Annotated in this window: 14 protein-coding genes; 7 read left to right on the forward strand and 7 right to left on the reverse strand. The window is 65.0% G+C overall.

All coding sequences use genetic code 11. From position 1 onward, the window contains the following. Positions 1-194: 194 nt before the first annotated feature. Positions 195-383: a ferredoxin gene (locus V8V93_RS15640; protein WP_066802455.1), complete on the reverse strand. Its 189-nt coding sequence runs from the start codon at positions 381-383 to the stop codon at positions 195-197. Between the two features lie 287 nt (positions 384-670). Here V8V93_RS15640 and V8V93_RS15645 point away from each other — a divergent pair, with 287 nt between their 5' ends. Both V8V93_RS15645 and V8V93_RS15650 read left to right on the forward strand, forming a co-directional pair. Then, complete coding sequence (locus V8V93_RS15645; RefSeq protein ID WP_338667531.1) at positions 671-1,873, forward strand: aminopeptidase; 1,203 nt, start codon at positions 671-673, stop codon at positions 1,871-1,873. Positions 1,874-2,162: 289 nt separating this feature from the next. Further along, positions 2,163-4,124, forward strand: a complete 1,962-nt coding sequence (locus tag V8V93_RS15650; protein ID WP_338667532.1) for a molybdopterin biosynthesis protein — start codon at positions 2,163-2,165, stop codon at positions 4,122-4,124. On the opposite strand, the gene V8V93_RS15655 is transcribed toward V8V93_RS15650, so the two are convergent. The 3 genes from V8V93_RS15655 to V8V93_RS15665 all read right to left on the reverse strand — a co-directional run bounded on the left by V8V93_RS15655 (position 4,121) and on the right by V8V93_RS15665 (position 6,718). Further along, the gene (locus tag V8V93_RS15655; RefSeq protein WP_338667533.1) at positions 4,121-4,351 is read right to left on the reverse strand and encodes a cold-shock protein; all 231 of its coding nucleotides are present in this window, start codon (positions 4,349-4,351) and stop codon (positions 4,121-4,123) included. The genes V8V93_RS15650 and V8V93_RS15655 overlap by 4 nt on opposite strands. A 357-nt stretch (positions 4,352-4,708) precedes the next feature. Continuing rightward, positions 4,709-4,975, reverse strand: a complete 267-nt coding sequence (locus V8V93_RS15660) for an RNA recognition motif domain-containing protein (RefSeq protein ID WP_319584285.1) — start codon at positions 4,973-4,975, stop codon at positions 4,709-4,711. Between the two features lie 246 nt (positions 4,976-5,221). After that, positions 5,222-6,718: an ATP-binding cassette domain-containing protein gene (locus V8V93_RS15665; RefSeq protein WP_338667535.1), complete on the reverse strand. Its 1,497-nt coding sequence runs from the start codon at positions 6,716-6,718 to the stop codon at positions 5,222-5,224. 79 nt (positions 6,719-6,797) lie between these two features. Here V8V93_RS15665 and V8V93_RS15670 point away from each other — a divergent pair, with 79 nt between their 5' ends. The 4 genes from V8V93_RS15670 (at position 6,798) to V8V93_RS15685 (ending at position 11,029) form a co-directional block, all read left to right on the forward strand. Next, entirely contained in the window at positions 6,798-7,721 is a 924-nt protein-coding gene (locus V8V93_RS15670; RefSeq protein WP_338667536.1) for a DUF362 domain-containing protein, read from the forward strand. 40 nt (positions 7,722-7,761) lie between these two features. After that, complete coding sequence (hypF, locus tag V8V93_RS15675) at positions 7,762-10,080, forward strand: carbamoyltransferase HypF (protein WP_338667538.1); 2,319 nt, start codon at positions 7,762-7,764, stop codon at positions 10,078-10,080. 8 nt (positions 10,081-10,088) lie between these two features. Next, on the forward strand, positions 10,089-10,799 hold the full coding sequence (locus V8V93_RS15680; protein WP_338667539.1) for a DUF3298 and DUF4163 domain-containing protein: 711 nt from the start codon (positions 10,089-10,091) through the stop codon (positions 10,797-10,799). A gap of 71 nt (positions 10,800-10,870) precedes the next feature. Beyond that, positions 10,871-11,029, forward strand: a complete 159-nt coding sequence (locus V8V93_RS15685; RefSeq protein ID WP_338667540.1) for a YqaE/Pmp3 family membrane protein — start codon at positions 10,871-10,873, stop codon at positions 11,027-11,029. 47 nt (positions 11,030-11,076) lie between these two features. Here the strand turns inward: V8V93_RS15685 and V8V93_RS15690 are convergent, their stop codons facing one another. The 3 genes from V8V93_RS15690 to V8V93_RS15700 form a co-directional block, all read right to left on the reverse strand. Continuing rightward, complete coding sequence (locus V8V93_RS15690) at positions 11,077-13,236, reverse strand: methyl-accepting chemotaxis protein (RefSeq protein ID WP_338667541.1); 2,160 nt, start codon at positions 13,234-13,236, stop codon at positions 11,077-11,079. A gap of 165 nt (positions 13,237-13,401) precedes the next feature. Beyond that, positions 13,402-14,586, reverse strand: coding sequence for a phosphoglycerate dehydrogenase (locus V8V93_RS15695; protein ID WP_338667542.1), 1,185 nt, complete (start codon positions 14,584-14,586; stop codon positions 13,402-13,404). Between the two features lie 38 nt (positions 14,587-14,624). Then, complete coding sequence (locus V8V93_RS15700) at positions 14,625-15,764, reverse strand: pyridoxal-phosphate-dependent aminotransferase family protein (RefSeq protein WP_338667543.1); 1,140 nt, start codon at positions 15,762-15,764, stop codon at positions 14,625-14,627. Between the two features lie 297 nt (positions 15,765-16,061). Between V8V93_RS15700 and V8V93_RS15705 the strand changes: the two genes are divergently transcribed. After that, entirely contained in the window at positions 16,062-19,583 is a 3,522-nt protein-coding gene (locus V8V93_RS15705; protein ID WP_338667544.1) for an FAD-binding and (Fe-S)-binding domain-containing protein, read from the forward strand. Positions 19,584-19,660 lie beyond the last annotated feature (77 nt).

Genomic DNA, 19,660 nt, shown 5'->3' on the forward strand with positions numbered 1-19,660 from the left:
GCGCCGCCGTAAAAAAGGAGGGGCTTACCCTGGAAAATAGAGGCCTTCGGACGACGGCTTCGGCGGTGAAAGGAGGCGGTCCGGAACGTTTCCCCGTGGCCGCGGCCCGCTGCGCGCCCACCGTCCGGCGGCCTCAAAATGGAACGGGAGCGGCGGATATCCGCCGCTCCCGTAACCATATCAAATCGTAAAGACTAGTTTTCTTCGACAGTGATGGCGTCGTTTTCGCAAACTTCGACGCAGGACTCACAACCGAGACATTCATCTTCGTTGACCGCAACGGCTTTGCCGTCCTGAAGTTCGTAAACTTCAACGGGGCAAACGTCCACGCATTCGCCGTCGCCGGTGCACTTGTCAGTGTCGATAGTGATAGTGTAGCCCATTTTTCCCTCCAGAAAATAATTTGGGATGCCCACCGAATGGGGGCTGGTTTTCGCGCTGCCCGTTCGTCCTGCGAGCGGGGCGAGACACGACATTTCAAAGTACGATTCCGGCCACGCGGGACCGGGCACGAACTTGCTGATATATTCATGCCAGCCCTGTGTCAAGCCATGAAAGCGCTTTTCAAAAGTCCTACAAAATCGTGATCTGCGATGGCGGCTTGTGGTGCGGCCCGGAGTCGTTTACCTTACGGGCTGAAATCACGAGACCAACCAAACGAGGTACCCATATGTTTACCACAGATGAACTGAAAAAATATGCTGAAACCCTGTGGTGGGGACTGTCCACCGCCCGCACCAAACCCTTTGAACCCGGAGACTTCGTGCTCCTGCGCTTCGACCCCGATGCCCTGCCCCTGGCCGAGGCCATGTTCGACCTGCTCATGGAAAAGGGCCTCAACCCGATCCCGCGGCAGAACCTGTCCGCAGGCATGGAGGTTTCCTTCTACGGCAAGGGCAACGACAGCCAGTTGACCGCCGTTCCCTCCGGCGACCGCGAGTTCATCGGCGGCCTGAACGGGCTCATCTCGCTCATCGCCCCCGCCTCGCTGACCCACCTGCAAAACATCGACTCCAAGCGCATCGGCCAGGCCGCCGTGGCCCGCAAGTTCATGCGCGACATCATGGAGAAGCGCGAGCAGACCGGCGAGTTCGGCTGGACCCTGTGCATCTACCCCACCGCGGCCCTGGCCGAGGCGGCAAAGCTGTCCATGGCCGACTTCAAGGCCCAGGTGGTCAAGGCCTGCTACCTCGACGACGACAACCCGCCCGCCCGCTGGAACGATATTTTCAAGGAGGCCGAAAAGGTCAAGGCGTGGCTGAACGGCCTGGCCATCGAGCACCTGCGCATCCAGTCCAAGGACACGGATCTCACCGTGGTCCCCGGCGAACAGCGCCGCTGGCTCGGCGTGTCCGGCCACAACATCCCGTCCTTCGAGATCTTCCTTTCCCCGGACTGGCGCGGCACCGAAGGCGTCTACTACGCCGACCAGCCCTCCTTCCGCTCCGGCAACTTCGTGGAGGGCGTGCGCCTGACCTTCGAAAAAGGCGTGGCCGTCAAGACCGAAGCCAAGATCGGCGGCGATTTCGTGGCCAAACAACTGACCCTGGACGAGGGCGCCAACCGGCTGGGCGAGTTCTCCCTGACCGACCGCCGCTTCTCCAAGATCAACGCCTTCATGGCCAACACCCTGTTCGACGAGAACTTCGGCGGCCCCCAGGGCAACTGCCACGTGGCCGTGGGCGCGTCCTACGCCGACACCTTCTCCGGCGACCAGTCCACCCTGGACGAGAGCCTGAAAAAGGAGCTCGGCTTCAACGACTCCGCCCTGCACTGGGACCTGGTCAACACCCAACAGAAAACCGTCACCGCCACCCTCAAGGGCGGCGAGGAACTCGTCATCTACACCGACGGCGAATTCCAGTACGAATAGGAAATGCCTCCGGCGGCGAGAGGAAGGAGAGAGGAACCCTTTGAAAAGGGCTTCCCTCTCTCCTCTCCCGGACTCCATCCCTCTCTCCCTCCTGAGCTTTCTGTGCCGCTTCGCGGAGGGAGATGTCGTAGAATGGAAAATTCGGAAAGGGTTGCCTTTTTTCCCGCCGGAACGATACATCTACATATGTTTGAGTACGACGCGAAGCGCGCCAAAAAGTTTTGAAGAGGAGTCCAGAGGGGAAACTTTTATAAAAGTTTCCCCTCTGGCCGCCGGAGGCAACCTCACCATGAGCACACGCAATATCTATCTGAAGACCGTTCCGCCCGAAGAGGCGGTGGCCCTGGCCAAGGCGAATCTCGACCGAGACGCCCTGTTCGGCACCGAGCGCGTGCCCACGCACGAAGCGGCCGGACGGGTCACGGCCGGGCCGATCTACGCCCGGTATTCCTCGCCCACCTTCCACGCGGCGGCCATGGACGGCGTGGCCGTGATGGCCGAATCCACCTTCGCGGCCCGCGAGGACGAGCCCGTGGCCTTGGAGCAGGGGGAAGGATTCCTGTTCGTCAACACCGGCAATCCCCTGCCCGAAGGCAAAAACGCGGTGGTCATGATCGAGAACGTGGTCCAGAAGGACGAGTCGACCGTGCTTATCGACGGGCCCGCCTTCCCCTGGCAGCACGTCCGCCGCATCGGCGAGGATATCGTGGCCACGGAACTGCTCATCCCCCAGAACAGGGAGTTGACGCCGTCGGACATCGGCGCGCTCATCTCGGCGGGCATCTACGAGGTGGAGGTCCGCGACCGGGTCCGAACCATCTTCCTGCCCACGGGCGACGAGGTGCTGAATTTCCTGGACAAGCCCGAGCCGCGCGCCGGGCAGGTCATCGAATCCAACTCCCAGGTCTTCCGGGCCTATGCCAAAAGCTGGGGCATCGACGCCCAGTGGTCCGCCCCGGTGCCGGACGACGAGGACGCCCTGCGCCAGGCGGTCGTGGACGGGCTGCGCAAGGGCTGCCACATGGTCGTGGTCGGCGCCGGATCGAGCGCCGGGAGCAAGGATTACTCCAAGAAGGTTTTCGAATCCATCGGCACGGTCCTGGTCCACGGCATCTCGGTCATGCCGGGCAAGCCGAGCCTGCTGGCCGTGACCGACGAGCGCAGCGGATATCCGGGGAGGCTCCTGGTGGGCGCGCCGGGCTATCCGGTGTCGGCCATCGTCTGCCACGAAAAGATCCTCGCGCCCGTGGTCCACTGGCTCATGGGCAAATCCGCGCCCGAGCGCCGCGAGGCGGACATCGTCCTGGCCCGCAAGACGCCGTCCAGGCCGGGCATGCGCGAGGCCATCAGACTGGCCGCCGGACGCATCGGCGAAAACATCGTGGGCGCGCCGCTGGCCCGGGGCGCGGGCATGATCTCGACCATGACCAAGGCCCAGGCCGTGACCTACATCCCCGAGGATGTGGAGGGCGTGGAACAGGGCGAGACGGTCAAAGCCGAGTTGCTGGTCCCCAAGAGCGATCTGGACCGGGTGCTGGTCCACGTGGGCAGCCACGACAACACCCTGGACCTGCTGGCCAACGAATTGATGGGGCTGCCCGACCCCCTGCGCCTGGTCTCCAGCCACGCCGGGTCCATGGGCGGCCTGACCGCGCTCAAGGCGGGCTCGGCCCTGTTCGCCGGGGCGCACCTGTTCGACCCCGAGACCGGGGACTTCAACTTCCCGTTCATCGAGCGTTACCTGAAGGGCATCCCGGTCACCGTGGTCAACCTGGCCATCCGCCACCAGGGGCTGATCGTGGCCAAGGGCAACCCCTTGTCCATCCGGGGCGTGAACGACCTGACCCGCGACGACGTGACCTTCATCAACCGCCAGCGCGGGGCCGGGACGCGCATCCTGCTCGACCATCATTTAAAAAAGGCGGGCATCGACCCGCGCGCGGTGGCCGGGTACGAAAACGAGGAGTTCACCCACATGGCCGTGGCCGTGAACGTGCTCACCGGCGCGGCCTCCTGCGGGCTGGGCATCTATGCGGCGGCCAAGGCGCTGGGCCTGGACTTCGCGCCCCTGGCCCACGAGCGCTACGACCTGGTCATCCCGGACAAATACATGGACGACCCGCGCATCAAGACCCTGATAGAGATCATCGGCAGGAACTCCGTCCAGACCAAGATCAAGGCCCAGGGCGGATACGAGACGGACATGACCGGCCAAATCATGCGGCCGGGCATGGGACTGGGGCAGGATTAAAGCAGGGAAGCGGTCTTGACCTCGTCGGCCGGGCGGACCTCGACGGCCTTGGGGCCGGTCTCCTCGTCGGTCAGGCCGAAGGTGACCTTTTCGCCGGGCTCCAATGTCTGGAACCCGTCGCGGACGATCTCGGTGTAGTGGACGAAGACGTCACTGCCGTCCTCGTCGGTGATGAAACCGAACCCCTTCTGTTCGTTGAACCAGGTCACTTCGCCCTTGTGTCGCATGGCTTCCTCCGCATGCTCACGCATGGAATTTGCCTGATATTACCCGTTGGCCGGGGTCTTGGCAATGCGCCAACCGCCCCGGCCCGACAAAGAAATCAGGACGCCTCGTCCCGGTCGCCGTCCGCATCCGCGTCGTCGTCCGAATCAAAGTCATCCTGCTTCTTCAATTGCTTGCGCTTCAGTTTTTCTTCTTTCTTCTTTTTCTTCGCCAACTCTTTCTGCCGCTTTGCGAATTTATAATTCGGTTTGGCCAAAACAACTCCCGGTTATGGGTGACCGGCCGGACGCCGGAAAATAAAAAGCCCGTCCCTCCCTCGAGAGAGACGGGCATCGATTGCCTTTAATGGCGCGCGCCGACTACCAGCGGGGACGCTCCACACGGGGCTTGGCCTCGTTGACCTTCAGGTTACGGCCGCCGAAGTCCTTGCCGTCCAGCGCCTCGATGGCGTCCAGAGCGGCGGAGTCGTCGTCCATTTCCACGAAACCGAAACCACGGGGGCGGCCGGTCTCACGGTCTTCGATCAGTTTGACGGAGGAAACCTGGCCGTGAGCTTCGAAAGCAGCACGGACTTCGTCTTCGGTGGCGGACCAGGGCAGATTGCCGACATAGATATTCTTGGACATAATATTCACTCCTGGTGAATGCAATTTGATGCTCTCGCATCGATGAAATAATAAGAGAAGCAGCGTACACGATGCGCACACTGCTTCTCGATATACCTGTTTCCTTTCCCCAGTCAGCGTCGGCCGGAAATGAGACCGTCCCCTAAGGGTCCCGCTGACACACTAGTGGGCACAGTTCTCTAAAAAACAGAATAAGTCAAGGGGTTTTTTTAAATTTAAACGGAATTAAATGGCAGGGTTCCACTTTCAGCCCTTTGACCGGGCCGCTTCAAACGCGCTCCGATCGCCGCAAAACCGTTGCCGTCCGCCCGCAAGTTCCATAATTCGGTTGACCGCGGGAACGCGATCCTCGGCGTAATGGGAGACCATGACCAGCGGGATTCCGGACTCGGCCAGCCGCTCGATGAGACCGACCATTAACGCCCTGGAGGCAGGGTCCAGGCCGGACAGCGGCTCGTCCAGGAGAAGCAGCCGCGGCCCCGGCGCCATGGCCCGTGCCAGAAAAACCCTCCGCTGCTGGCCGTAGGACATGTGCCGCAGCCGCCGCGCGCCCAGCCCGTTCAGGCCGACGATGTCCAGCCACTGTTCGGCCCCGAGCCGCTCCCGGCTGGTGGGCTCGTCGAGCATGCCCACCGAGCCGCGGAACCCGGACATGACCGTCTCCTCGGCGGTCACCTCCCAGCCCAACTCGCGGGCGTACCCGGCCTGGAGATCCGGGGAGACCACGCCGATGAGCGGCCGGGCCTCGTCCATGGTCATGCCGCCGAAGCGCTCCACCGTGCCCGTACCCCGCTCGCCGTCGGCATAAGGGGCGATGTGGCTCAGGATCAGCTTGAGCAGCGTGGACTTGCCCGCCCCGTTCTCGCCGAGCACGAGCCAGTTCTCGCCGGGCAGGACCTCCCAGTTGATATCGTGGAGAATGCGCTTGCCGTCGGCCACCACGGACACGTCGGTCATGCGCAGGAGGAATTCGAAGGACTCGGGCGCGGGCACGGAGGGCAGGTCGCAGGCGACCACGTCCGGGGCGGCCTCGCTCAGAGCTCGTTCGGCCTGTGCGCGCTCCCCTTCGGCCAGGACCTCGCCCTGGCCCAGGGCCAGGGCATGGCGTACGCAGTCGGGCAGGTCTCCGGCCCGGTGTGCGGCGCAGACCAGGGTGGTCCGTTCCCCGGCCAGATCAAGCAGTGCGACCACCTCGCCCCGCGAGGCCGCGTCCAGCCCGTCCAGGGCCTCGTCCAGGAGCAGGATGTCCGGCTCCGGGGCCAGGGCGCGGGCCACCAGGAGCTTGCGCACCTGGCCTGTGGAAAGTGTGCGCAACTCGCTCTCGGCCAGATCGCGGATGTCCAGCCGGTCGATGACCGTGTCGGCTGCGGCCTCCTCCCCGGGCTCGGCCCGGTCGTAGAGGATGGGGGTGTCGTAAAACCCGGCCAGGACCACGTCGCGGCCCTTCACCCTCGGGGTGTGCAGAAAGTAGAAGTCCTGCATGTCCGCCGAGACCAGGCCGATGCGCTGCCTGAGGCCGAGCACGGTCCGCTGCGGACCTTCGCCGAAATCGTAGACGCGCTCACCGCCGATGTCCGGGGTGATCTCGCCGCGCAGCAAGCGCAGCAGGGTGGTCTTGCCCGAGCCGTTGCGCCCGGTCACGGCGGTGTGGCGGCCGCGCGCCAGTTGCCAGGTCACGGGCCCGAGCAGCCGCCTGCCGTTTCGGGTCACGGACACGTCTTTCAGAGAAACGAGTGGATTCATTCGGCTATTGTCTCCTTTCCCGACCCGGCTGGCAAGCCCCGACTTGTCAATGTCCGGGACCGGGCCTATGCTCACCCGCATGCCTGAAACCGTCGCCATTCTCCACGTCCCGGAATACCGGCCCGAACGGCTCGGCCCGGCCGTTGCCCGGCTCCTGGAGACCATCGGATTCACGCCCACGCCGGGCGACCGGGTTCTGGTCAAGCCGAACCTGGTCAACGGCAGCAACGCGGCCCACTGCACCACCCACCCGCTGGTGGTCCGGGCGGCCTGCGCCTGGCTCCTGGACCACGGCGCGCGGGTCACCGTGGCCGACTCCCCGGCCTTCGGCCCGGCCTCCTACGTAGCCGGCGCCTCGGGGCTTGCGGCCTCCCTCGCGGACCTCGGCCTCAAGGCCGAAAGCCTGGCCCGGCCCGCGCCCCTCAACCTGACCCTGGGCGGGACCATCGGCCTGTCCCGTGACGCCCTGGAGGCGGACCGCATCCTCAACCTGCCCAAGCTCAAGGTCCATTGCCAGATGACCGTGTCCGGCGCGGTCAAGAACCTGTTCGGCTGCGTGGTCGGGTTTCGCAAGGCCTATGCCCACCACCGGCTGGGACACAGCCACGCGGTCTTCCGGTCCATGATCATGGACGTGTACCGGGCACTGCCCCAAGCGGTACATCTCATGGACGCGGTCCGGCCCATGCATCGCGACGGGCCCATCAAGGGCGAGCCGTTCCCGCTCGGCATGCTCGCCGCGTCGAACAACGGCGTGGCCCTGGACACCATGGCCTGCGCCCTGCTCGGGCTCGCCCCGGAGCAGGTCCCCCTGTGGGAGGAGGCCCGGACCCGTGGCATGGACGGCGCGGATCCGGCCCGACTGGCGTATCCGCTGGAATCATTAGAAGGGTTTGACACCACTGGTTTTATGCTCTCCGAGACCCGCGAACTATCCTTCGCGCCCATGCGGCTGATCCGGGGACGTATGCGCAGCCTGTTGAAACATCTTGCAAAAAATTGATTCCCCTTGCGTAAAATGGGCTTGAACGGTATGGACAACCATGCGGATGCGCCAGCGTTTCACCATCACCGGCCAAGTGCAGGGAGTGGGCTTCAGGCCCTTCGTCTACCGCATCGCCCTTGACCACGGCGTCACCGGCTCGGTGAACAATTCCTCGGCCGGAGTGCTCATCGAGGTGCAGGGCGACGCCGGGCAGGTCAACGGGTTCGCCGAGGATCTGACCGGCAAACTGCCGCCACTGGCGCGCATCGTCACCCTGGACTTCGAGGAACTGGACGCGGTGGACGGCGAGGACGCCTTCATCATCCTGGAATCCACCCGGGGCGAAGGACACTCCGTGCTCATCAGCCCGGACGTGGCCACCTGCCAGGACTGCCTGGACGACATGCGCGACCCGGACAACCGGCGCTACCGCTATCCGTTCACCAACTGCACCAACTGCGGGCCGCGCTACACCATCACGCGGTCCATTCCCTACGACCGTCCCCAGACCTCCATGGCCAAGTTCACCCTGTGCCCGGAGTGCGGGGCCGAGTACACCGATCCGCTGGACCGGCGTTTCCACGCCCAGCCCAACGCCTGCCCGCGCTGCGGCCCGCGCACCTGGATGACCGACCGCGACGGCCTGGTCATCGCCCAGGGCGACGAGTCCCTGCGCCGCCTGGCGGTCGAACTGGCCGCGGGCAGAATCGCGGCGGTCAAGGGGCTCGGCGGCTTCCACCTCGTCTGCGATGCGGGCTCGAACAAGGTTGTGGACGAACTCAGGCGGCGCAAGCACCGCCCGGACAAACCCCTGGCCGTGATGGTCACGGACATGGGCACGGCCCGGCGGCTGGCCCTGGTCTCTCCGGCCGAAGAGGAATGGCTGACCGGCATCCGCAGGCCCATCGTCCTGGCGGCCAAGAAGCGCCCGTTCCCGCTGGCCCGGAGCGTGGCCCCGGACACGGATTTCGTCGGGCTGATGCTGCCCTACACCCCGCTGCACCACATCCTGCTCAGCGACTATGCCGAACTCAAGGGCCCCGAGGCCGCCCTGGTCATGACCTCGGGCAACATGAGCTCCGAGCCCATCTGCCTGGACAACGACGAGGCCCTGGAACGACTGACCGACATCGCGGACATCTTTCTCTTTCACAACCGGGACATCCTCATCCGTACGGACGATTCCGTGGTCCGGGTCAACCCGGATACGGGCGAACCGATCTTCATGCGCCGGGCGCGCGGCTTCGTGCCCTCCCCGGTCTTCCTCCCGGCCAAGGGCCCGACCGTGCTCGGCGTGGGCCCGGAGCTCAAGTGCACCCTGACCCTGACCAAGGGCGACCAGGCCTTCACCAGCCAGCACATCGGCAACATGTCCAACCTGGAGACGCTGGAGTTTCACAACGAGATCCGCGCCCACCTCGAAGACATCCTGCAGGTCACGCCCGAGCTCATCGTCCGCGACCTGCACCCGGACTACATGACCTCTTCCCTGGCCGAGGAGCTGGGCCGGAAACGGGGCGTGCCCGTGGCCGCGCTGCAACACCACTACGCGCATATCCACGCGGTCCTGGCCGAGAACAGGTTCGACGGGCCGGTCATCGGCCTGGCCCTGGACGGCACGGGCTACGGCGAGGACGGGACCATCTGGGGCGGCGAGTGCCTGCTGGTGGACCCGATACCCCTCGACCACCAGCGGCTGGCCCATTTCTCGCGCTTCCGGCTGCCCGGCGGCGAGGCCGCGGTCAGGGAGCCGTGGCGCATTGCCCAGGCCGCCCTGTGGGCGCTCGGCGTCAAGGAACCGGGCAAGTACGCCTGGCCGTGGCTCGACCGCTTCGAGGGGGAGAGCCGCTTCCTGCCGCAGATGCTCGAAAAGGGGCTCAACGCGCCTCTGACGTCGAGCTGCGGACGGTTGTTCGACGGTGTGGCCGCCCTGTGCGGACTGACCGACGCCATCACCTACGAGGGGCAGGCGGCCATCCTCCTGGAAAAAGCCCAGGACATGGACGAAACCGGGGCGTACCCCTGCCCGCTCAAGTCCGACGACCCGGTGGCCCTGGACACCCTGGCCATGGTGGCGGCGGCGCTCGAGGACCTGGAGAACGGCGTGCCCGTGGGCAGGATCGCCCGGCGCTTCCACCTGGGGCTGATCAACGGCCTGACCGAGATGGCCTTTTCCTTTTCCATGCTCCTGGATATCCACCACGTGGCCCTGTCCGGCGGGGTCATGCAGAACCTGACTCTGGCCCGCGAATTGCCCCTGGCCCTCCAGGGCGCGGGTCTGCTACCCTTGGTCCATACCCAGTTGCCGCCCAACGACGGGTGCATCTCCCTGGGCCAGGCGGCGTGGGGAGTGCGCAGGCTGCTCAACGAACCCTAGGAGGGACCATGCCCCGGACACTGACGCTGCTGATCACCCTTTTCCTGCTGCTCGGCCCGTCAACGCTCCGGGCCGCCCCGCCCTGCTCCCCGCCGGTCCTGGGCTCGGTAACGGTTGAGGAGCGGACGCCCGGCTTCAAGGTGGATGCCGAATACCCGGTGCTCTGCCGGGCCGAACCCACCCGTGCGCTCCGCGACTACGTGTCCGGGGCCATCCGCGAATTCAAGATGACCGACCCGGACCACGACCTGCGCCGGTTTCCCCATCCCTATGAGCTGCTCACCCGATATGCGGTCTGGCCCGCGCAGGACAACCGCTTCGTCTCGGTCAAGCTGCACGTCATGGCCTACACCGGCGGGGCCCATCCCAACAACTGGCCCATGACCTGGGTCTTCGATATGGCCGACGGCAGCGAGATCACCCTGGACCGTCTGTTCCCGGACCGCGAGGCCGCCCTGGCCAAGGTCTCAATCCTGTGCCGAGAGGTCTTGTCCCGCTCGCTGGGCGGCATGCTCGTGCCGGACATGCTCGACGCGGGACTCACGCCCACGGCCGACAACTTCGGCCGCTTCGTCCTGACAAGCGAGGGCGTGGCCTTCTTCTTCGGCCCGTACCAGGTGGCCCCCTACGCGGCGGGCGAACAGGTGGTGACCTTCCCCTACGATCACCTGGGCGGGCTCATCGCCCCGGACATCGCGGCAGGCGTCGGTTCGGAATAGACCGCCGTTGCCCGGGACCGCAAAAAAACGGTAAGAATATCCATCATCAAACCACGCACCAAGGAGCCACTATGGAAATCCTGCGCATCATCATCTCCATCCTCATCCCGCCGCTGGGCGCCTTTCTCAAGGTCGGCCTGGGGCTGCAATTCTGGATCAACCTGCTCCTGACCCTGCTGGGCTATTTCCCCGGCCTGGTCCACGTCATCTGGCTGCTGTCCAGACGATAGGCGGAAAAAAGGCCCGGTGCATGCCGGGCCTTTTTTGTGTCCTGTGATCAGAACCGTTCCAGGTCGTCATTGGGGCCGGAGTCCGTGCCGGAAGGCAGCCCGCGAGGCGGCTCGAAACCACCGTCGTCGCCCACGCCGCTCAGATCGAAAAAGCCGATCGTATGGTGCAGTTGCCGAGCCAGGGCGGACAGTTCCTCTGCTGTGGAAGCCAGTTCCTCCGAGGCCGAGGCGTTCTGCTGGATGGCTTGGTCAAGGCCCTGGATGCCGCTGTTGACCTGGGCCGCCCCCTCGGATTGCTCGCTGCTGGACGCGGATATCTCCTGGACCAGCTCCGAAGTCCGCTGGATGTCAGGGACCATCTTGGCCAGCATATCCCCGGCCTTTTCGGCCACGGCCACGGAGTTGGTGGACAGCTCGCTGATCTCGGCCGCGGCCTGTCCGCTGCGTTCGGCCAGCTTGCGCACCTCGGCCGCGACCACGGCGAACCCCTTGCCCTGCTCCCCGGCCCTGGCCGCCTCGATGGCCGCGTTCAGAGCCAGCAGGTTGGTCTGCCGGGCTATCTCCTCGATGACGGAGATTTTTTCCGCGATGTCGCGCATGGCCTGCAGGGTCTCGCCCACGGCCCGGCCGCCTTCTTCGGCATCGCCGCTGGCCTGCCGCGAGATGGACTCGGTCTTGGCCGCGTTCTCGGAGTTCTGCCGGATGGAGACCACGATCTGCTCCACGCTGGCCGACACCTCCTCCACGCCGGCCGCCTGCTGGTTGGCCCCGTGGGCCACGGCCTCGGCGGTGGCGTTCAGTTCCGCGGCCCCGGAAGTCACGTTGGAGGACGCCTGGGACACGTTGCTGACCACCCCCACCAGCTTCTCGACCATGGAGCGCATGGCCCCGTATACCGAACGGCCGTCCCGGCCCCCTTCAAACCGGACGCCGAGCTTGCCGTCCGCGATGAGCCGTGTGATGCGCACCAACTCCATGGGGTCGGTGCCCAACTGGCCGAGCACGCTGCGCACGATAAACACGGCGAAGACCAGACTCAGGATGATGGCCGCCAGGCCGATGATCATGGCTGCACGGGCCAGCCAGGCGGCCCGCACCTCCACTGCGGTGGCCCGTTCCCCGGCCAGGCGGGTGCCCTCGCTCGAAATCTTCTCCACCAGGGGCTCGATGGCGTGCACGGCGGTGCGCATGCGCTCGGTGACCTCTTTGATATGCGCGTCCTCGGCCACCAATGCGTCGAAGGCGGCCGAATACGAATTGATCATGTCCTCGGCCTCGCTCACGTACCGCTCGTCAGCTCCGGATTGCTCGAAAGCGCCGACCAGCTTCTCCAGGCTGGCGTGGGTCTTGTGCACGTACTTTTCCTGTCCGCGCAGGAGGTAGTCCTTCTCGCCGCGCCGGACCATCAGCAGAAGCCCTTCGACGTCCGGCACAAACACCGAGTCCAGGAGCTTCTCCAGATTCCCGGCGGCCTCGCGCAGGGTCTGGTAGTCGGAGTCGGCCCGGGTGGCCCGGAAACGACCGAAGGCCGCACGGTACGCCGCCAGCCCCTTGCCCGCTTCGTCGAGCAGCGGGCTCTTTTTCTTCAGGTCCAAGTCGTGCTCGAAACGGTCCATGGCGTCGAGCAGCCGGTTCAGGTAGCGGTCGGCACCGGTGCGGTGGAAGTCCTTTTCCCAGCGGCGCATGAAGAGCATGTCGATGTACAGGTCCTGAACCTCATGCCGCTTGAAGGCGGCTTCGGCAGCGTGGACCACGTCCCGGAAGGTGCCCTGGAGCCCCGTATCCGGTGTCAGGCCGCGCCGCTCCCAGGCCGCGACCAGCTCCAGAAAGGCGGCCCGGTACTCGGCGGCGGCGGCTTCCACCGACCGCGCCTGGGCCGCCAACCCTGGCTCGCCGATGGCCTTGGCCAGGGGAACGATGGCGGCCGCCTGCTCGTTCACGCGGCCCAGGTTGGACTCGAAGGTCGAGAGGTATTTCTTGTCCAGCCTGAGAAGAAAATCCTTCTCGTTGCGACGGCATTGCAGCATGGCGATCTCGGCCTGCCGGGCGCGTGCGCTGATCGCCACCTGCTCATTGAGCAGGCTGGCGAAATCCCGCACCGAGGCGGTGTTGGCATATTCGTAGAGGCCGACCACGACAAGCAGCAGCAGGCTGGCAATGCCGAACCCGGTCAGCAGTTTGGTCCTGAGTTTCAAGGCATGAAACATTCGATTCTCCCCCTTGGCCAATGGCTTTGCTATCTGCCATATATCCGGCATAGGCTCATCAACATCCATTATTTTAATGTCACAATACGGTTACACAATGTGCGGACACAAAAAACGGGCCGGGGAAAATCCCCGGCCCGCTTGATTTCGGATGCGCGTCGGCGATCAGATGCTGACGCGGTTCACGCCCTCGATGGCAGCCAGGGCCTCGCGGACGGCTTCGGTGGGTCTGGCGTGGACCATGTACACGGTCTGGACCTGCTCGCCGAGCTTGCGGGAGTTGTTCTCGCGGATGTTCACGCCCATCTCGCCCATCAGGGTGCCGAACTTGCCGAACATGCCGGGCTTGTCCTCGTGGGTTATGAAGATGGTGTAGATGTCGGCGCCTTCCTCTTCCACGGTCTCCCCCACGTTCACGGAGTTGCCGTACTCGCCGCGCTTGAGATAGCCGGTGACCACCTCGGCGATTTCGATCCCGGTGCGGACGCCCGCGTTGTTGGTGGACGCGCCCAGATGCGCGGACATGACGATGTTGTCCAGTTCCTGGAGCTTGTTCACGAAGGGCAGCCCCTCGCGCTTGGGCTCGGTCTCGTAGCAGTCCAGCGCCGCGCCCGCTATCTGCCCGGTCTTGAGCGCGTGGTACAGGGCGTCCTCGGACACGTTCCTGCCGCGCGAGGCGTTGATCAGGAAGGCGGTGTCCTTCATCTGCTCGAACTCTTCGGCGTTGATGACCGGGTCCGCGCCGCCGCAGTGCAGGGACACGAAATCCGCCTTGCCGAGCAGTTCCGGGATGGAGTCCATATAGGTCAGGGGCGCGTCGATGGACCGGTAGAGGTCGTAGCCGATGACCTTCATGCCGATGGCGGAGGCCTTGCCCGCCAGGGCCTGGCCGATGCGCCCGCAGCCGATGATGCCGAGCGTCTTGCCGAACAACTCCACGCCCTTGAAGCGCTTCTTGTGCCAGGTGCCGCCCATCAGGGTGCGGTGGGCGAACGGCACCTTGCGGGCAATGGCGAACATCAGCCCCAGGGCGTGCTCGGCCGTGGCGTTGGTGTTGCCGTTGGGCGCGAACTTGACGATCACGCCCAGTTCCTTGGCCGCCTCCAGGTCGATGTTGTCCGTGCCCACGCCGCCCCGGCCGACGATCTTGAGCCTGCCTCCGTCCTTCACCCCGGCCTCGAGCAGAGCCCGGGTGACCTTGGTGGCCGACCGCACGAGCAGGGCGTCGAAGGAGCCGATCTCGCTTGCGAGGTCGTCCTCGTCGCGCTTCTCGGTCTCCACGGTGAAGCCCTGCTGTTTCAAGTACTTCTGCGCCTCCTCCACGAGGCCGTCATTGGCAAGAATCCGCATACTCTCCTCCCCTTCATATGCTTTGAGTTGTCAGACGGTTACAACTTCTTCAACTCCTTTTCGAGCTTGTCCAGGTACGCCGCGAGCATGTCGGGCGTGATGTCGCCCATGTGCCCCACACGGAAGACCAGACGGCGGCCTGCTCCCTCCAGGGCGGCGTTCAGCTTCCCATAGCCCGGGTCCATGAGGTAGCCCTCGTCGCGCAGGGCCTCTTTCACGCCCTTCTTGAGCTGGGCCGAGGTCACGCCCGCGGGGCAGAGCACGGTGGACACGGTGGGCGAACGGTAGCCCTCGGGGGCGAACATCTCGAACCCGTCGAGCCCGGCGACCCATTTCTCGACCTGGCCGCGCATCTCTACGTGGCGGGCGAACCGGTTTCCGATGCCCTCGTCATTGACGATGCGGTCGAGCTGGTACCACATCTGGTTGGCCAGGCAGGTGTTCGGGGTGGTCAGGGTCTGGTTCTTGCGGGCCCGGCCCAGGTGCTTGGTGATGTCGTGGTGGTGGCCCTTGTTGGTCACCCTCTCGGCCTTCTCCTCGGCCTCCCCGGAGACGAAGCCGATGCCGAACCCGGCGGGCAGGCCGAGCGACTTCTGGGTGGCCGTGGAGTACATGGCGGCCCCGGACTCGGACAGGTCCAACGGAGCGCCGCCGTAGATGGACACGCCGTCCACCAGGGGCATGGCCCCGTACTTGCGGATGAGCCCGCACACGGTCTTCATGTCGTTGACCACGCCGGTGGAGGTCTCATTGTGGGTGAAGGAGACCACCTCGGGCCTGAGCTCCTTCAGCTTGTCCTCAAGCACGTTCAGGTCGATGGGCTTGCCGTAGTCGAACTTGAGGTTCTCGCACTTTTTGCCGTTGGACGCGGCCAGGTTGTAGTAAAGGTCGCCGAACGCGCCCACGGACACGTTCAGGATGGTCTCGCCGTCGGCCACCAGGGAGCGGACCGAGGCCTCCATGGCCGTGGAACCGGACCCCAGGCACAGGATCGGCTCATAGTCGTCGCCGCACCCGGCGAGCTTGCGCAGGTTCTCGCGGATAGGCGCGAAACGCAGGTCGTTCTCCGCATCGCGATGCCCGAACTCGGGCAGCAGGGCCGCCTCCTTGACATCCTGCCGGATGTAGGTCGGTCCGGTGATGAACAGTTTCAAAGGCGCAAAATTCGGCTTGCTCATAGTCTCTACCCTTCAGTGATTGTGACGAAAAAGAAAAGTCTGCCCCATACCATAAAAAATGTTTTCGATCAGTATAACGGGCGGAGCGGAAAGGCAAGACGGACGGGGGCGGAGGGTCTCGGCCCGGCCATTTTCACCCCCGAGCACGATAGGGAGGACTCCGCCGCCGCGTTCCGGCGGAAAAAACGGCCGCCACCCTTGCCACGCCCTGCGGAGTGGGCGATCCGCAGCACTTGCCATCCATCAAAAAAGGTCTTACTCCTCTCCCTTCACCGACCACCCATGGAGTAATAAGACATGGCCCAGCTTGGACCCCATATATCGATTTCGGACGAACAGCTCATCACCCGCGCCTTCGGGGTGGTGGACATGGAGCAGTTTCAGCACTGGCCCGAAAAGGTCAAGAAACTCGCCTCGAACCTGGCCGCCGAGCTCTTCCTGGTGCGCTACAACCCGTTCATCGACCCCGAACTGGTCAAGACCGCCGTGGAACGGCGGCTGAACATGTCCCGGCCCATGCTGGACCGCGAGTTCGCCACCATCCTGACCAAGGGCATCGAACTGTTCTGGGAGCGCCACGAAAACGAGCTGGCCTTCCGCGACGACATCGTCTCCCGGCTCAAGAAGTTCATGCCCGAGGACGCCATCGGCCATGAGCCGCACGCGCGCATCGAGTCGGCCACGGACGCCACCGACCTGCGCATGGAACTGCCCATGCTCGTGCTCTTCCCCGAGAACGAGGCCCAAATCCAGGGCATCGTCCGGCTGGCCAACGAGATGCGCTTCGGGGTCATCCCGCGCGGCGGCGGCACGGGCGCGACCGGCGGGGCCATCCCGGCCGAGGCGCGCTGCGTGATCCTCTCGCTCTCCCGCTTCAAGAAGATTCTCGACATCGACCCGGCCGAGCGAACCATGACCGCCCAGTCCGGGGTGATCACCCTGAACGCCATCCAAGCCGCGGCCAAGAAGGGGCTGCTCTTCACCGTGGACCCGGCCTCCAAGGCGGGCTCGTCGCTGGGCGGCAACATTTCGGAAAACGCGGGCGGACCGTTCGCCTTCGAATACGGCACGACCATCGACAACATCCTGAGCTACCGCATGGTCCGACCCGACGGCTCGCTCATCGAGGTCCGGCGCAAGGACCACCCGCGCCACAAGATCTACCCCATGGACGTGGCCGTGTTCGAAGTCCTCGATGAGCGCGGCAAGCTCCTGGACACCGTGACGCTGAACGGCGACGAGATCCGGGGCCCCGGCCTGGGCAAGGACGTGTCCAACAAATACCTGGGTGGACTGCCCGGCGTACAGAAGGAAGGCACGGACGGGATCATCACCACGGCCACCTTCGTCTGCTACCCCACCCTGGCCCACTCCCGCGTGCTCTGCCTGGAGTTCTTCGGCCGGTCCATGGGCAACGCCATGCTGGTCATCAAGGACGTGGTCAGGATGCGCGACACCATCCGCGAGGAGGGTGACCTGGTCAAGATTTCGGCCCTTGAGGAGTTCGGGCCCAAGTACGTCCAGGCCATCGAATACCAGACCAAGTCCACCCAGTACGAGGGCGACCCCATCTCGGTCATCATCATGCAGCTCGACTCGGACGACAAGGCGGCCCTGGACGCGGCCTGCCAGACCGTGCTCGCCCTGGCCCAGCCCTATGACGGCGTGGACGTCTTCGCGGCCCGTGACGAGCGCGAGGCCGAAGTTTTCTGGGAGGACCGCCACAAGCTGTCGGCCATCGCCCGGCGCACCTCGGGATTCAAGATCAACGAGGACGTGGTCATCCCCATGGAGGTCATCCCGCAGTTCTCGGAATTCCTCGAGGACCTGAACCTCGTCTACCTGGCCAACATCTACGCGGCCTCCCTGGACAAGGTCGAGGACCTGGAGGGCGTCAACCCGGACGACAAGGACATCAAGGAGGCGCGCGAGCGCATCCGGGCCATCCTAGACCGCGAGATCACCTCCAACGACTTCTCGGACGTGGAACAGGAGGCCCAGTGCCGGTTCCTGTTCCTCAAGCTGCGCGACACCTACCCGAAGCTCGACCGCGAGATCAAGGCGCTGTGGCAGGAGCTGCAACTCAAGCGCATCGTCATCGCCAACCACATGCACGCGGGCGACGGCAACTGCCACGTAAACCTGCCGGTCAACTCCAACGACGCCGAGATGCTGGCCGCCGCCCACGAGGCCGCGGACACGGTCATGAGCAAGGTGCTGGAGATGGGCGGCCAGGTGTCCGGCGAGCACGGCATCGGCATCACCAAGATCGGCTTTTTGAGCGACGAAAAGATCAAGGCGCTCGGCGAGTACCGCAAGCTGGTGGACCCGAACGGGGTGTTCAACCCCGGCAAGCTGACCGCCAAGGTCCTGCCGAGCACGCCCTTCACCTTCTCCTTCAACCGGCTCATCCACGACCTGGACGATACGGCGCTCAAGGACAAGGAAGCCCTCATGGGGCTCCTCAAAAACATCCAGACCTGCACCCGCTGCGGCAAGTGCAAGCAGGTCTGCCCCATGTACCAGCCCGCGCGCGGGCTGATGTACCACCCGCGCAACAAGAACATCGCGCTCGGCGCGCTCATCGAGGGCATCTATTATTCGCAGATCCAGACCGGCGAACCCGCCCACAAGCTGATGAAGGAGCTGCGCGACCTCATGGACCACTGCACGGCCTGCGGCAAGTGCCAGGCCGCCTGCCCGGTCAAGATAGACTCGGCCGGAGCCGCTCTGTCCATGCGCTCGTTCCTCGACTCCAAGGGCAAGTCCGGCCATCCGCTCAAGCAGATCGTGCTGCGCAACCTGGCCAAGAACCCGGCCCAGACCCTGCCCGTGGTGGCCAAGGCCCTGTCGGTTGGCCAGTCCATCCAGGACAAGACGCTCGGCATGGTCCCGGCCCGCTGGCTGTCGAAAATCCAGTCGCCCGTGGTCAAGCACCACACGCCGGGCATGGACTACCGCAACCTGGCCGAGAAGCTGCATCTCGAAGCGGGGTCGGTCTTCAAGAACCCCGGCGCGGACCGTGACCAGACCGTGCTCTATTTCCCGGGCTGCGGGGCCTCGCTCTTCTCCCGGTCCATCGGTTTGGCCTCGGTCTACCTGCTGCTCAAGAGCGGGGTGAACGTGGTCCTGCCCGACCACCATATGTGCTGCGGCTATCCCCTGCTCGCCTCGGGCTGCGAAGAGGCCTACAAGACCAACCGGCACCGCAACGTTCAGGAATTCCTGGACCTGCTGGTCAAGACCGGCAAGGCGGGCCTGAAGGCGACCACCCTGCTCACGGCCTGCGGCACCTGCCGCGAGTCGCTGGAGACCTACGACTTCTCCTCGGAGCTGGCCGACCCGCTCAAGCACATGGACGTTGTCCAGTTCCTCATGGAGCGGCTGCCCGCCGTGCGCCAGACCGAACCGGTCCTGTACCATGCGGCCTGCCACATGGAGTGGACCGACGTACCCAAGCTCAAGGCCCCGGAGATGTACCGCGCCGCCCTGGCGAAGCTGACCGGCACCGACGTGGATCTCTCCCCCGGCTGCTGCGGCGAGTCCGGCCTGGGGGCCATGACCAGCCCGGCCATCTACAACCTGCTGCGCGAGCGCAAGCAGGAACAGTTGCGCGAGGACCTCGGCTTCGACCGCAGCCGCCCCATCGTGGTCGGCTGCCCGTCCTGCAAGATCGGCATCAAGCGGTCCATGCTCCAGATGAAGCGGCCCAACCGGGTCCTGCACGCCGTGGAGTACCTGGCCGAATGCGTGGGCGGGCCCAAATGGGAGAAGGAACTCAAACACCTCCTCGCCACAGTGGAGCGCAAGGGGGCCTAGGTCCCTTTCCGGAACGCCCTGTTGACCCGGGACGCGCCGCCGTGCTTTCCTGGGCCCCGAACCAACCCACGGAGGAA

Origin of the sequence: Pseudodesulfovibrio sp. 5S69 (assembly GCF_037094465.1) — a bacterium.
Classification (GTDB): domain Bacteria; phylum Desulfobacterota; class Desulfovibrionia; order Desulfovibrionales; family Desulfovibrionaceae; genus Pseudodesulfovibrio; species Pseudodesulfovibrio methanolicus.

Bases quoted from the DNA above. Each gene is read 5' to 3' on its own strand.
- V8V93_RS15640 (WP_066802455.1), bottom strand. From the start codon at position 383: ATGGGCTACACTATCACTATCGACACTGACAAGTGCACCGGCGACGGC.
- V8V93_RS15645 (WP_338667531.1), top strand. From the start codon at position 671: ATGTTTACCACAGATGAACTGAAAAAATATGCTGAAACCCTGTGGTGG.
- V8V93_RS15650 (WP_338667532.1), top strand. From the start codon at position 2,163: ATGAGCACACGCAATATCTATCTGAAGACCGTTCCGCCCGAAGAGGCG.
- V8V93_RS15655 (WP_338667533.1), bottom strand. From the start codon at position 4,351: ATGCGACACAAGGGCGAAGTGACCTGGTTCAACGAACAGAAGGGGTTC.
- V8V93_RS15660 (WP_319584285.1), bottom strand. From the start codon at position 4,975: ATGTCCAAGAATATCTATGTCGGCAATCTGCCCTGGTCCGCCACCGAA.
- V8V93_RS15665 (WP_338667535.1), bottom strand. From the start codon at position 6,718: ATGAATCCACTCGTTTCTCTGAAAGACGTGTCCGTGACCCGAAACGGC.
- V8V93_RS15670 (WP_338667536.1), top strand. From the start codon at position 6,798: ATGCCTGAAACCGTCGCCATTCTCCACGTCCCGGAATACCGGCCCGAA.
- hypF (WP_338667538.1), top strand. From the start codon at position 7,762: ATGCGGATGCGCCAGCGTTTCACCATCACCGGCCAAGTGCAGGGAGTG.
- V8V93_RS15680 (WP_338667539.1), top strand. From the start codon at position 10,089: ATGCCCCGGACACTGACGCTGCTGATCACCCTTTTCCTGCTGCTCGGC.
- V8V93_RS15685 (WP_338667540.1), top strand. From the start codon at position 10,871: ATGGAAATCCTGCGCATCATCATCTCCATCCTCATCCCGCCGCTGGGC.
- V8V93_RS15690 (WP_338667541.1), bottom strand. From the start codon at position 13,236: ATGTTTCATGCCTTGAAACTCAGGACCAAACTGCTGACCGGGTTCGGC.
- V8V93_RS15695 (WP_338667542.1), bottom strand. From the start codon at position 14,586: ATGCGGATTCTTGCCAATGACGGCCTCGTGGAGGAGGCGCAGAAGTAC.
- V8V93_RS15700 (WP_338667543.1), bottom strand. From the start codon at position 15,764: ATGAGCAAGCCGAATTTTGCGCCTTTGAAACTGTTCATCACCGGACCG.
- V8V93_RS15705 (WP_338667544.1), top strand. From the start codon at position 16,062: ATGGCCCAGCTTGGACCCCATATATCGATTTCGGACGAACAGCTCATC.